Here is a 12,409-nt window from a genome sequence, read left to right on the forward strand (position 1 = left end):
AGGCGCCATCCTCTGCCCCGCGACACGCTGCGTCCGGAGGGCTTGCCCACGGCGCCTACCGCTGCTTGAGCAAAGGTTCGAGCCCGCGCCACACGTTGTCGAGCAGGCGCGGCTGGGCGGCGGCCGTGGGATGCAGGTTGTCGGCCTGGAATAGTTCCTGGGTCAGCGCCACGCCGTCGAGCAGGAAGTTGACGTAGGCCGTTTTTTTCGCCTTGGCCACCTCGCCGAACGCGGCGTGGAACTGGACGGCGTACGGGCCGTAGTTCGGCGGCAGGCGCTGGCCGACGATCAGCACGCGGGCCTTCTTCTTCTGGGCGCTGTCGGTCATGGCCAGCAGGTTGTCGCGCATCGCCGCCACCGGCAGGCCACGCAGTCCGTCGTTGGAACCGAGCGCGATGATCACGATGTCGGGCGCCTGCTTGTCCAGGATGTCGCCGAGGCGCGCCCTGCCGCCGCTGGTGGTCTCGCCCGAAATGCTGGCATTGGCGACGCTATAATCGAACTTGTTCTCGCGCAGGCGTTTTTCCAGCAGGCTGGGCCACGCGGCGTCCTGGCGGATGCCGTAGCCGGCCGACAGCGAGTCGCCGAACACGAGGATGGTGCGCGCCAGCGCGGCGGGCGCGGCGAACGACAGCCCGCCGGACAGAAGACAGACGAGGAGCGAAAGTCGGAGCATGGATGCGCGGGTAGCGAAAGTGGTGGAAGTGAGCCGGTTCACCAAGAGCGTGGATAACGGCGGCGAGGCGCTGGTTATTCTGCACGAGAATTCGTTTTCCGTGGAACTCGGGGAAACCGTGGCCATCGTCGGCGCGTCCGGCTCCGGCAAATCGACGCTGCTCGGTCTGCTGGCCGGGCTCGATCTGCCGACCGCAGGGTCGGTGGCGCTGGCCGGCGAGCCGCTCGCCGAGCTCGACGAGGATGCGCGCGCGGTGCTGCGCGGACGCCTGCTCGGCTTCGTCTTCCAGTCGTTCCAGCTGCTGCCGTCGCTCGACGCGCTGGAGAACGTGATGCTGCCGCTGGAGCTGGCCGGCGCGCCGAACGCCAGGGCCGAGGCGGAATTCTGGCTCGCTCGCGTCGGCCTGGCGCAGCGCCTGCACCATTATCCGAAGCACCTGTCGGGCGGGGAGCAGCAGCGCGTGGCGCTGGCCCGCGCTTTCGCCCCGAAACCGACGCTGATCCTGGCCGACGAGCCGACCGGCAATCTCGACGCGGCGACGGGCCACCAGATCATCGAACTGATGTTCGCCATCAACGCCGAACGCGGCACGACGCTGATCCTCGTCACCCACGACGAGGAGATCGCCGCCCGCTGCGGCCGCCGGCTGCGCATGCACGCGGGCCGGATCGAAGAAGTAGCCTGATCTCGTCATTCAACGGAGCCGAATCATGAAATTCACCTATTCCAATCCCACAGTCATCCACTTCGGCCAGGGCAAGATCGCAGCCGTTGCCAAGGCCATCGATCCGGCGCGCAAGGTGCTGGTGATCTACGGCGGCGGCTCGATCAAGACTAACGGCGTTTACGACCAGGTCGCGGCGGCGCTGGCAGGCAGGCAGTGGCGGGAGTTTGGCGGCGTCGAGCCCAACCCGACCGTCGAAACGCTCGACCAGGCCGTGGCGCTGATCCGCCAGGAAGGGCTGGACTACATCCTGGCCGTCGGCGGCGGCTCGGTCATCGACGGCAGCAAGTACGTGGCCGCGGCGGCCCGCTACGACGGCGACGGCTGGGACATCCCGACCCGCAAACACAAGGTCGTGGACGCGCTGCCGCTGGGTGCCGTGCTGACGCTGCCGGCGACCGGCTCGGAATCGAACAACGGCGCGGTGATCACCCGCCGGGCGACGCACGACAAGCTGGCCTTCTCGTCCGACGCGGTGTTCCCGCGTTTCGCCGTGCTCGATCCGGACGTGATCAAGTCGCTGCCCGAGCGGCAGATCGCCAACGGGCTGGTCGACGCCTTCGTGCACGTCTGCGAGCAGTACATCACCTACCCGGCGCAGGCCTGGGTGCAGGACGGCTACGCCGAGACGCTGCTGCGCAACCTGGTCAACCTCGCGCTGCAGTTCAAGGAACGCGACAACGACGCCTGGCGCGCCAATTTCATGTGGACCGCCAACCAGGCGCTCAACGGCCTGATCGGCGCCGGCGCGCCGCAGGACTGGGCGACGCACATGATCGGCCACGAACTCACCGCCGCCTACGGCATCGACCATGCGCGCACGCTGGCCATCGTCCAGCCCGCGCTGCTGCGCGACCGGCTCGACGACAAGAAGGTGAAGCTGGCGCAGATGGGGCGCGCCGTGTTCGGCCTGGCGCCGGACGTCGATCTCGCCCAGCGCGCCATCGCCGCGATCGAGCAGCTGTTCCGCGGCCTCGGCGTGCCGGTGCGCCTCTCCGAAGCCGGCGTGACCGACGCCTCCGCGCCCGAGCGGGTCGCCGCCAGCATCGAAAAGCATGGCCTCACCAAGCTCGGGGAGAAAGGCGCGATCACGCCGGAGGTGGTGAAGCGGATCGTGGCCGCAGCGGCTTGACACCGGCTGCGGGTTTGACTGCGGAACACGAAAAACCAGTTTGACCACGGCGACACGGCGGGCACGGCGAAAAGCAATTCTTGTTTTCTCGCCGTGCCCGCCGTGTCACCGTGGTTAATTATTTTTGGTTTTTAATTCAAGACGCCCAGAATTCCCCGCGCGGCGGCCACGCCGCTGCGCACGGCGCCTTCGAGCGTCGCCGGGTAGTCGGCGCAGACGTAGTCGCCCGCCAGCCACAGGCCGGGCAGGGCGGTCTTCGCCGGAGGGCGGAGGAGGCCCGGGCGGCAGGAGAAGGTGGCGCGGCGCTCGCGGATGACGCGGTGCCAGTCCGGGGCGGGCAGGGCGCGGCCGAGCGTTTCCTGCAGTTCGGCGTGCAGCGCCGCGGCGAGCGAGGCGTTGTCGCGTTCGTCCCACGCGCCCCGGGCGCTGAGCACGCATCCGGCGATGCCGCTGGCGCCGTCGAGCTGACCGCGGTCGAACACCCATTGCCCGAGCGGGCCGGACATGCCGAGCATGGGCAGCGGCGCGCGGAGCGGCTCCGGGTAGGCCAGGTAGAACCGTGCCGATGGGCTCGTGGCAATAGGCGTCCAGCAGGGCGGCGATGCCGCCGGTTTCCGCATGGTCGCGCAGCAGATCGGCGGCGTGCCGCGGCGCGGCGGCGAGCACCACATGGTCGAAGCGTTCGCCGTGCACGGCGAGCGGCCGTTCGATGCATTCGACGCGGGCGGACAGCCGGATTTCGCCGCCGTGAGCCGCCACGAAGCGGGCCGCGGCGTCGGGAAAGACGCGGTTCAGATCGGCCCGCGGCAGCAGCAAGTCGCTGTTCTCCCGCGCGCCGTCGAGACCGTCGCGCAGCACGTTGGCGAAAATCTGCGCCGAGGCGTGTTGCGGCGCGGTGTTGAGCGCGGCCAGACACAGCGGCTCCCACAGGAAGCGGCGGAGGCTGCCCCGCTGCCGGTGCCGGTCGAGCAGTTCGGCGACGGAGACGTCCTGCGCGAGGCGGTAGCCCGTCGCCTGCAAGGCGCGCATGAAGCGGGCGGCGGCCAGTTTCTCGCCCGGCGCGCAGCCCCTGGCCGCCAGCAGTCCGGCGGCCAGATGGAACGGCGCGGGCAGGCGCGGCAGCCGCAGGCGGAAGCCGGCCCGGGGATAGCTGAGTTCCAGCGGCAGGCGCCGCAGCAGGCGCTCGGGATCGGCGCCGGCGAGGCGCATGACGCGCAGGGTTTCGCGGTAGGCGCCGATCAGGATGTGCTGGCCGTTGTCGAGCGCGTGGCCTTCGACGTCCACGCGGCGCGCGCGCCCGCCGGGCTGTTTCGCCGCCTCGAACACGCGGACCGGCACGCCCGCCGCAGCCAGTTCGACGGCGCAGGCGAGGCCCGCCCAGCCGCCGCCGACGACGGCGACGCGCGCCGGGCGCGCGTTCAGCCCCTGATCCACGTCCGCCAGGCGATCCACAGCTTGCGCAGCGGCGTCAGCGAGGTACGCTGGTTGAGCACCTGGCAGCCGTCGCGCTTGATCTCGTCGAGCAGCGTGCGGTAGATCGCCGCCATCACCAGACCCGGCCGCTGCGCCTTGCGGTCGGCCTCCGGCAGCTGGCTCATGGCCTGCGCGTAATAGCCCTCGGCGCGTTCGATCTGGAACTCCATGAGGCGGCGGAAGTTTTCCGAATGGCGGGCGTTCAGGATGTCGGCGACCGGCACCTCGAAGCGCTTGAGTTCGTCGAGCGGCAGGTAGACGCGGCCGCGCCGCGCATCCTCGCCGACGTCGCGGATGATGTTGGTGAGCTGGAAGGCCATGCCCAGGTCGTGGGCGTATTTCAGCGTCCGCCGGTCGGTATGGCCGAAGATTTCGGCGGCCAGCAGCCCGACCACGCTGGCCACGCGGTAGCAGTACAGCGACAGCGCCTTGAAGTCGAGATAGCGCGTCTGCTGCAGGTCCATCTCCATGCCGTCGATGATTTCCAGCAACTGCTCCTGCGGCAGGGCGAACTGCGGCAGCACGGCCTGCAGCGCTTTCGTCACCGGGTGCTGCGGCCGTCCGGCGTAGAGCGCGTCGAGCTCGGCGCGCCACCAGGCCAGCTTGCCGGCGGCCACCTGCGCGTCGCTGCACTCGTCGACCACGTCGTCGACCTCGCGGCAGAAGGCGTACAGCGCGGTAATCGCCCGCCGCCGTTCGGGCGGCAGGAACAGGAAGCTGTAGTAGAAGCTCGAACCGCTCGCGGCGGCCTTTTGCTGGCAGTAGTCTTCGGGCGTCATGGAAGGTGTCGTGGTTGAGTGCGCCGCGATTTTTACATAAACAGCGCGCGTCCCGCCATGCGCAGCCAGTCCGCCGGGCCGAGCACGGGACGGACGCGGAAAACGTCGCCGCGCGCCTGCCGGATGCGCGCGAGGATGCGCAGGCCGCCCTGCACGGTAAGGCGGATTTCCCAGCCGAAGCGTCCAGGCAGTTCATGCACCAGCGGCGAGCCGGCCAGCATCATCTGCCGCGCGCGCTCGACCTGGAAGTCGAGCAGCGCGAGCCATTCCGGCGTGCAGCGTCCTGCGGCGATCGTCTGTTCGTCGACGCCGAAACGCGCGAGATCCTCCTGCGGCAGATAGACGCGCCCCTTGGCCCAGTCGACCGCGACGTCCTGCCAGAAGTTGATCAGCTGCAGCGCCGAGCAGATGGCGTCGGAGCGGCGCAGGTTGTCCTCGCCGGCGCGGTCGAAGAGGTGCAGCAGCAGGCGCCCGACCGGGTTGGCCGAGTGGCGGCAGTAGTCGAGCAGTTCCGGGAAGTCGGCGTAGCGCTTCTGCACCACGTCCTGGGCGAAGGCGTCGAGCAGGTCGCGGAAGAGCTGCAGCGGCAGCTGCCAAGCGGCGATGACGGCCGCGAGCTCGGCGAACGCGGCGGACTCGGGCGCCTCTCCGCGTTCGATGCGATCGAGCTCGGCGCCGTAGGCGGCCAGCCCTCGCAGGCGTTCCGCGTCGCTCGCGTCGCCTTCGTCGGCGATGTCGTCGGCGCCGCGCGCGAAGCGGTAGATGGCCTCGATCGGGCGGCGCATCCGCCGGGGCAGGAGCAGCGAGGCGACCGGGAAATTTTCGTAGTGTTCGACGGGCATTGCGGCGGGAAAGGCGCGTCCGGCGCGGATTTCAGGCGGCTGACAGTATAGGACGTTCTCGGTTAAAATGATCGATTAGCGCGAGAGTGGCGGAATTGGTAGACGCACTGGATTTAGGTTCCAGCGCCGCAAGGCGTGGGGGTTCGAGTCCCTTCTCTCGCACCACGCAGCAGCGATGCCCCGAGCCGACTTTTATGCTTTTTTCAGCCTGATTTTCAGAGACTTCAAGGAATCTTAATGGAAACCAACGCCACGACCCCCGCTGCCGAAGCCACGCCCCAACCCAGCGTCCTCGAACGCAGCCTGGATCTGTCGGTAGTCATCGCCGACCTCGACAAGGAAATCGACCAGCGCCTGAAGCGGATGGGCAAGAACCTCAAGATGCCGGGCTTCCGGCCGGGCAAGGTGCCGTTCCACATCGTCAAGCAGCAGTACGGGCACGACGCCTATGTCGACGCGCTGAACGAGGCGCTGGAAAAGTCCTTCACCGAGGCCGTCAAGGCGCAGCAGCTGCGTGTCGCGGGGAGCCCGAAGATCGAGCCGAAGAAGACCGAGAGCGAAACGCATATCGAGTTCTCGGCGGTGTTCGAGGTGTATCCGGAAGTCAAGGTCGCCGACCTGAAGGACGTCGAGATCGAGCGCCCGACGCTGGAAATCGGCGCGGCCGAGCTGGAAAACACCCTGAACGTGCTGCGCAAGCAGCGCGTCCGCTATGAGCCGGTGGACCGCGCGGCGGCCCAGGGCGACCGCGTGACCATCGATTTCCTCGGCAAGAAGGGCGGCGAGCCGTTCCAGGGCGGCGAGGCCAAGGATTATCCGTTCGTGCTCGGCGAGGGCGCCATGCTGGCGGACTTCGAGAACGCGGTGACGGGCCTCAAGGCGGGCGAGGCGAAGACCTTCGAGATGACCTTCCCGGCCGACTACCACGCCAAGGACCTGGCCGGACAGGCGGCCACCTTCGACGTCACGGTCAAGCAGGTGAGCGAGGCGGTGCTGCCGGAGATCGATACCGACTTCGCCAAGTCGCTGGGCATCGCCGACGGCGACGTCGAGAAGATGCGCGCCGAGATCGAAACCAACCTCAAGCGCGAAGTGAAAAGCCGTCTGAAGAGCCGCGTCAAGAACCAAGTCATGGAAGCGCTGCTCAAAACCAATCCGATCGAGGTGCCCAAGGCGCTCGTCGAAATCGAAATCGACCAGTTGATCCACAACGCCCGCCAGGACATGGAGCAGCGCAGCGGCAAGAAGATGAAGGATTTCCCGATGCAGCGCGAGTGGTTCGCCGACCAGGCCAAGCGCCGCGTCAGCCTCGGGCTGGTGCTTTCCGAGATCGTCAAGGTCAACGAACTGCACGCCAAGCCCGAGCAGATCAAGTCGGTCGTCGAGGAAGCCGCGCAAAGCTACGAGCATCCGGAGGAGGTCGTCCGCTGGTACTACGCCCAGCCGCAGCGCCTGGCCGAGATCGAGGGCGTGGTGATCGAGGATAACGTCGTCGAATGGGCGCTGGCGAGCGCCAGGGTGCTCGACAAGGCCATCGCCTTCGACGAGTTGATGGGCCAAGGTCAGCGCGGCTGAACGGGCCGCCACGAGAAGGAGCGCAGCAATGAGTGTTGATCGCATGGCGATGGAAGATCGCTGGGAACCGCAGGGTCTGGGCATGGTGCCGATGGTCATCGAGCAGAGCGGCCGGGGCGAACGCGCGTACGACATCTATTCCCGGCTGTTGAAGGAGCGGGTGATCTTCCTCGTCGGGCCGGTCAACGACGCGACGGCCAACCTGGTCGTCGCGCAGCTGCTGTTCCTCGAGGCCGAGAACCCCGACAAGGACATCCACTTCTACATCAATTCGCCGGGCGGATCGGTGTCGGCCGGGCTGTCGATCTACGACACCATGCAGTTCATCAAGCCCGACGTGTCGACCCTGTGCCTCGGGCAGGCCGCCTCGATGGGCGCGTTCCTGCTCTGCGCCGGCGCCAAGGGCAAGCGTTTCGCGCTGCCCAACTCGCGCATGATGATCCACCAGCCGATGGGCGGCTTCCAGGGGCAGGCCTCCGACATCGCCATCCACGCCAAGGAAATCCTCTCCCTGCGCGCCAAGCTCAACGAGATCATGGCGCAGCATACCGGCCAGCCGGTCGAGCGCATCGAGCGCGACACCGACCGCGACAACTTCCTGTCGGCGGAGGAGGCGGTGGACTACGGGCTGATCGACAAGGTCCTGCAGAGCCGCGGCGTCGTCTGATCGCTCGCCTGGCAACAACCATCAGACTGAACCAAGCTACGAGGTAAGCCGAGATGGCGGAAAAGAAAGGTGGCAGCGAAAAGCTGCTGTACTGTTCGTTTTGCGGTAAGAGCCAGCACGAGGTCAAGAAGCTGATCGCCGGGCCGTCGGTGTTCATCTGCGACGAGTGCATCGACCTGTGCAACGACATCGTCCGCGACGAGCTGTCCGCGGAACAGGACGGCAAGACCGCCCGCAACGACCTGCCCACGCCCCGCGAGATCGCGGGACTGCTCGACCAGTACGTGATCGGGCAGGATCAGGCCAAGCGCATCCTGGCGGTGGCCGTGTACAACCACTACAAGCGCCTGCGCCACGGCGCCCGGACCAGCGACGACGTCGAACTGGCCAAGAGCAACATCCTGCTGATCGGGCCGACCGGCTCGGGCAAGACGCTGCTCGCCCAGACGCTGGCGCGCATGCTCAACGTGCCCTTCGTGATGGCCGATGCGACCACGCTGACCGAGGCCGGCTACGTCGGCGAGGACGTCGAGAACATCATCCAGAAGCTGCTGCAGAAGTGCGACTACGACATCGAGAAGGCGCAGCAGGGCATCGTCTACATCGACGAGATCGACAAGATTTCGCGCAAGTCGGACAACCCGTCGATCACCCGCGACGTCTCGGGCGAAGGCGTGCAGCAGGCGCTGCTCAAGCTGATCGAGGGCACCGTGGCGAGCGTGCCGCCGCAGGGCGGGCGCAAGCATCCGAACCAGGACTTCGTGCAGGTGGACACCACCAACATCCTGTTCATCTGCGGCGGCGCCTTCGACGGGCTGGAGAAGGTCATCCGCAACCGCTCGGAAAAGGGCGGCATGGGCTTCGGCGCCGAGGTGAAGAGCAAGGACGACAAGAGGGCCATCGGCGAGGTGCTGCGCACCGTGGAGCCGGAGGACCTGATCAAGTTCGGCCTGATTCCCGAGCTGATCGGCCGCCTGCCGGTCATCGCCACGCTGGAGGAACTGTCCGTCGAGGCGCTGGTGCAGATCCTGGTCGAGCCGAAGAACGCGCTGGTCAAGCAGTACCAGAAGCTGTTCTCCATGGAGAGCGTCGAGCTCGAAATCCGGCCCGCGGCAATGACCGCCATCGCCCGCCGCGCGCTGGAGCGCAAGACCGGCGCGCGCGGCCTGCGCTCGATCCTGGAGTCGGTGCTGCTGGACACCATGTACGAACTTCCGGGGATGGAGAATGTCAGTAAGGTGGTCATCGACGAGAACATGATCACCAGCGACGCCAAGCCGCTCCTGATTTACGCCGATCAGCCGAAGGTTTCCGGCTCCAACTGATCTCCCTTGCCGTGGCCTGCGGCTTGAAAACCGTTTTTGCGTCCCCATGTGATGGGGGCGTTCCTATTTGAAGAGCCCAAGCAATGACCACGATTCCCACCCTCACCGACGAACCCGTCGAGCTGCCGCTGCTGCCCCTGCGCGACGTGGTGGTTTTCCCGCACATGGTGATCCCCCTGTTCGTCGGGCGGCCCAAGTCGATCAAGGCGCTCGAAGTCGCCATGGAAGCCGGCAAGGGCATCCTCCTGGTGGCGCAGAAATCGGCCGTCAAGGACGAACCCGAGGCCGACGACCTGTACGGAATCGCCTGCGTCGCCAACATCCTGCAGATGCTCAAGCTGCCCGACGGCACCGTCAAGGTGCTGGTCGAAGGCTCGCGCCGCGCGCGCATCGACGCCATCGAGACGCGCGACGGCATGTTCGTCGCCCGCGCCACGCCGGCGGCCGGCGACGACGGTGTCGACCACGAGGTCGAGGCGCTGCGCCGGGCGGTGATCGCCCAGTTCGACCAGTACGTCAAGCTGAACAAGAAGATCCCGCCGGAAATCCTGACTTCGATCGCCGGCATCGAGGAAGCCGGCCGGCTGGCCGACACCATCGCCGCGCACCTGCCGCTCAAGCTCGAACAGAAGCAGGAAGTGCTGGAGATGTTCGACGTGCGTTCGCGCATCGAGCGCCTGCTGTCGCAGCTGGAAACCGAGATCGACATCCTGCAGGTCGAGAAGCGCATCCGCGGCCGCGTCAAGCGCCAGATGGAAAAGAGCCAGCGCGAGTACTACCTGAACGAACAGGTCAAGGCGATCCAGAAGGAGCTGGGCGAAGGCGAGGACGGCGCCGACTTCGAGGAGTTGGAGAAGAAGGCCAAGGAAGCCGGCATGAGCAAGGAGGGCATGGCCAAGGTCCAGTCCGAACTGAAGAAGCTCAAGCTGATGTCGCCGATGTCCGCCGAGGCCACGGTCGTGCGCAACTTCATCGAAACGCTGATCGGCCTGCCGTGGCGCAAGAAGACGCGCATCAGCCGCGATCTGGCCGCCGCCGAGAAGGTGCTCAACAAGGACCACTGGGGGCTGGAAAAGGTCAAGGAGCGGATCATCGAATACCTGGCCGTGCAGCAGCGCGTCGACCGCCTGAAGGCGCCGATCCTGTGCCTGGTCGGGCCGCCCGGCGTGGGCAAGACCTCGCTCGGCCAGTCGATCGCCACGGCCACCGGCCGCAAGTTCGTGCGCATGAGCCTGGGCGGCGTGCGCGACGAAGCCGAGATCCGCGGCCACCGCCGCACCTACATCGGTTCGATGCCGGGCAAGATCCTGCAGAACATGACCAAGGTGGGCGTGAAGAATCCGCTGTTCCTGCTCGACGAAGTTGACAAGATGGGCCAGGACTTCCGCGGCGACCCGAGTTCGGCGCTGCTCGAAGTGCTCGATCCGGAGCAGAACTCGACCTTCGTCGACCACTACGTCGAGGTCGAATACGACCTGTCCGAGGTGATGTTCGTGGCCACCGCCAACACCATGAACATCCCGGCGCCGCTGCTCGACCGCATGGAAGTGATCCGCCTGTCCGGCTACACCGAGGACGAGAAGATCAACATCGCCCACCGCTACCTGCTGCCCAAGCAGATGAAGGCGAACGGCCTCAAGAAGACCGAGCTGACGGTCGCCGAGAGCGCCCTGCGCGACATCGTCCGCTACTACACGCGGGAAGCCGGCGTGCGCGGCCTGGAGCGCGAGATTTCCAAGATCTGCCGCAAGGTGGTCAAGACGCTGCTGCTCAAGAAGAGCCAGACGCGCATCGCCGTGTCCTCGCGCAACCTCGACAAGTTCCTCGGCGTGCGCCGCTACAGCTTCGGCGTGGCCGAACGCGAGAACCAGGTCGGGCAGGTCACCGGCCTGGCCTGGACCGAGGTGGGCGGCGAGCTGCTGACCATCGAATCCGTCGTCCTGCCCGGCAAGGGCAAGACCATCACCACCGGCAAGCTCGGCGAGGTGATGCAGGAATCGGTGCAGGCCGCGCTGTCGGTGGTGCGCAAGCGCTCCCGCTCGCTGGGGATCGCCGACGACTTCTACCAGAAGAACGACATCCACATCCACCTGCCGGAGGGCGCGATCCCGAAGGACGGACCTTCGGCCGGTATCGGCCTGTGCACGGCGCTGGTGTCGGTGCTGACCGGCATCCCGGTGCGCTGCGACGTGGCGATGACCGGCGAGATCACCCTGCGCGGCGAAGTGCTGCCGATCGGCGGCCTGAAGGAAAAGCTGCTGGCGGCGGTGCGCGGCGGCCTGCAGCGCGTGCTGATCCCCGAGGAGAACGTGCGCGACCTGGCCGAAATCCCCGACAACATCAAGAACAAGCTGGAGATCATCCCGGTGAAGTGGATCGACAAGGTGCTCGAACTGGCGCTCGAACGCCTGCCGGAACCGCTGTCGGAAGAAAGCGCGGCATCGGCGGGGAATCCTCCGAGCGAGAATTCGTCTGCACAATCCATCGTTACCCATTGATTCCCTGACCGAAGCATGCCGGAAGCCGCCTTCCGGCATGCCGAGGTTTTCCTCCATCCATCGTCCGCCACCCCAAACGCCGCTTGACACGAGGATTCGTGCCTTGTAATAAGGCAGGCGAGCAGGGCTTCCGTAGTTCAACCCGACAGAAGGGAGGATGTGTGAACAAGTCCGAATTGATCGATCAAATCGCCGATTCCGCCGATATCTCCAAGGCCGCCGCCACCCGCGCGCTGGAAGCCATGGTCGAGGCGGTGAAGACGACACTGCAGGATGGCGGCGAAGTTTCACTCGTCGGCTTCGGCACGTTCTACGTCGGCAAGCGCGCGGCGCGCACCGGGCGCAACCCGCAGACCGGAGCCTCGGTCAAGATCGCCGCGGCCCAGGTGCCTAAGTTCCGGGCTGGCAAAGGCCTCAAGGATGCTGTAAACTGACGCGCTTTGTGCTTAGGCACATTGCGGGTGCTTAGCTCAGTTGGTAGAGCGCTAGCCTTACAAGCTGGATGTCGGCGGTTCGAACCCGTCAGCACCCACCAGCAAGACGAGATCAGCAGAATTCGTGCGTACGCTTCGTACGTGCCGTGCAATTGGAGTGGTAGTTCAGTTGGTTAGAATACCGGCCTGTCACGCCGGGGGTCGCGGGTTCGAGTCCCGTCCACTCCGCCAGTTACCGGAAGGCGAACGCGAGTTCGCCTTTTTTGTTATAGCCGCGACTCCTA

At 66.5% G+C, this 12,409-nt stretch carries 11 protein-coding genes, 3 tRNA genes and 1 pseudogene; 10 read left to right on the forward strand and 5 right to left on the reverse strand.

The genetic code is table 11. The annotated features are described in order from the left end of the window. Window positions 1-55: 55 nt before the first annotated feature. On the reverse strand, window positions 56-676 hold the full coding sequence (locus tag QM701_RS18985; protein ID WP_415168562.1) for an arylesterase: 621 nt from the start codon (window positions 674-676) through the stop codon (window positions 56-58). Here QM701_RS18985 and QM701_RS18990 point away from each other — a divergent pair. Continuing rightward, complete coding sequence (locus tag QM701_RS18990; RefSeq protein ID WP_415168563.1) at window positions 675-1,361, forward strand: ABC transporter ATP-binding protein; 687 nt, start codon at window positions 675-677, stop codon at window positions 1,359-1,361. The genes QM701_RS18985 and QM701_RS18990 overlap by 2 nt on opposite strands. Window positions 1,362-1,386: 25 nt before the next feature. Then, window positions 1,387-2,532: an iron-containing alcohol dehydrogenase gene (locus QM701_RS18995; RefSeq protein ID WP_415168564.1), complete on the forward strand. Its 1,146-nt coding sequence runs from the start codon at window positions 1,387-1,389 to the stop codon at window positions 2,530-2,532. Window positions 2,533-2,663: 131 nt separating this feature from the next. On the opposite strand, the gene QM701_RS19000 is transcribed toward QM701_RS18995, so the two are convergent. The 4 genes and pseudogenes from QM701_RS19000 to hpnC form a co-directional block, all read right to left on the reverse strand. Further along, complete coding sequence (locus QM701_RS19000; RefSeq protein ID WP_415168565.1) at window positions 2,664-3,047, reverse strand: FAD-dependent oxidoreductase; 384 nt, start codon at window positions 3,045-3,047, stop codon at window positions 2,664-2,666. A gap of 172 nt (window positions 3,048-3,219) precedes the next feature. Then, window positions 3,220-3,984: pseudogene (locus tag QM701_RS19005) on the reverse strand (FAD-dependent oxidoreductase); the annotation flags it as partial. Next, window positions 3,951-4,784: a presqualene diphosphate synthase HpnD gene (gene hpnD / locus QM701_RS19010; protein WP_415168566.1), complete on the reverse strand. Its 834-nt coding sequence runs from the start codon at window positions 4,782-4,784 to the stop codon at window positions 3,951-3,953. The gene hpnD and the pseudogene QM701_RS19005, both read right to left, overlap by 34 nt. Window positions 4,785-4,816: 32 nt before the next feature. Then, window positions 4,817-5,626 carry a squalene synthase HpnC gene (hpnC, locus tag QM701_RS19015; protein WP_415168567.1) on the reverse strand — a complete coding sequence of 270 codons (810 nt, stop codon included), beginning with the start codon at window positions 5,624-5,626 and terminating at the stop codon, window positions 4,817-4,819. Between the two features lie 80 nt (window positions 5,627-5,706). Between hpnC and QM701_RS19020 the strand changes: the two genes are divergently transcribed. From QM701_RS19020 to QM701_RS19055, 8 genes are all read left to right on the forward strand, one after another. Further along, window positions 5,707-5,791 (forward strand) — tRNA-Leu (locus QM701_RS19020). Between the two features lie 72 nt (window positions 5,792-5,863). Next, the gene (tig, locus tag QM701_RS19025; RefSeq protein ID WP_415168568.1) at window positions 5,864-7,201 is read left to right on the forward strand and encodes a trigger factor; all 1,338 of its coding nucleotides are present in this window, start codon (window positions 5,864-5,866) and stop codon (window positions 7,199-7,201) included. A gap of 28 nt (window positions 7,202-7,229) precedes the next feature. After that, the gene (gene clpP, locus QM701_RS19030) at window positions 7,230-7,868 is read left to right on the forward strand and encodes an ATP-dependent Clp endopeptidase proteolytic subunit ClpP (RefSeq protein ID WP_415168569.1); all 639 of its coding nucleotides are present in this window, start codon (window positions 7,230-7,232) and stop codon (window positions 7,866-7,868) included. 53 nt (window positions 7,869-7,921) lie between these two features. Then, window positions 7,922-9,193, forward strand: coding sequence for an ATP-dependent Clp protease ATP-binding subunit ClpX (clpX, locus tag QM701_RS19035; RefSeq protein WP_415168570.1), 1,272 nt, complete (start codon window positions 7,922-7,924; stop codon window positions 9,191-9,193). Window positions 9,194-9,276: 83 nt separating this feature from the next. Further along, window positions 9,277-11,691: an endopeptidase La gene (gene lon, locus QM701_RS19040; protein ID WP_415168571.1), complete on the forward strand. Its 2,415-nt coding sequence runs from the start codon at window positions 9,277-9,279 to the stop codon at window positions 11,689-11,691. 161 nt (window positions 11,692-11,852) lie between these two features. Beyond that, a complete protein-coding gene (locus tag QM701_RS19045) occupies window positions 11,853-12,125 on the forward strand; it encodes an HU family DNA-binding protein (RefSeq protein WP_415168572.1) in 273 nt (90 codons plus the stop codon). Window positions 12,126-12,150: 25 nt separating this feature from the next. Beyond that, a tRNA-Val gene (locus QM701_RS19050) sits at window positions 12,151-12,226 on the forward strand. Window positions 12,227-12,279: 53 nt separating this feature from the next. Next, window positions 12,280-12,356, forward strand: a tRNA-Asp gene (locus tag QM701_RS19055). Window positions 12,357-12,409 lie beyond the last annotated feature (53 nt).

Origin of the sequence: Propionivibrio sp., from assembly GCF_047602565.1 — a bacterium.
Lineage (GTDB): Bacteria > Pseudomonadota > Gammaproteobacteria > Burkholderiales > Rhodocyclaceae > Propionivibrio.

Bases quoted from the DNA above. Each gene is read 5' to 3' on its own strand.
- hpnD (WP_415168566.1), bottom strand. From the start codon at position 4,784: ATGACGCCCGAAGACTACTGCCAGCAAAAGGCCGCCGCGAGCGGTTCG.
- clpX (WP_415168570.1), top strand. From the start codon at position 7,922: ATGGCGGAAAAGAAAGGTGGCAGCGAAAAGCTGCTGTACTGTTCGTTT.
- QM701_RS18990 (WP_415168563.1), top strand. From the start codon at position 675: ATGGATGCGCGGGTAGCGAAAGTGGTGGAAGTGAGCCGGTTCACCAAG.
- lon (WP_415168571.1), top strand. From the start codon at position 9,277: ATGACCACGATTCCCACCCTCACCGACGAACCCGTCGAGCTGCCGCTG.
- clpP (WP_415168569.1), top strand. From the start codon at position 7,230: ATGAGTGTTGATCGCATGGCGATGGAAGATCGCTGGGAACCGCAGGGT.
- QM701_RS18985 (WP_415168562.1), bottom strand. From the start codon at position 676: ATGCTCCGACTTTCGCTCCTCGTCTGTCTTCTGTCCGGCGGGCTGTCG.
- QM701_RS19000 (WP_415168565.1), bottom strand. From the start codon at position 3,047: ATGCTCGGCATGTCCGGCCCGCTCGGGCAATGGGTGTTCGACCGCGGT.
- QM701_RS18995 (WP_415168564.1), top strand. From the start codon at position 1,387: ATGAAATTCACCTATTCCAATCCCACAGTCATCCACTTCGGCCAGGGC.
- hpnC (WP_415168567.1), bottom strand. From the start codon at position 5,626: ATGCCCGTCGAACACTACGAAAATTTCCCGGTCGCCTCGCTGCTCCTG.
- tig (WP_415168568.1), top strand. From the start codon at position 5,864: ATGGAAACCAACGCCACGACCCCCGCTGCCGAAGCCACGCCCCAACCC.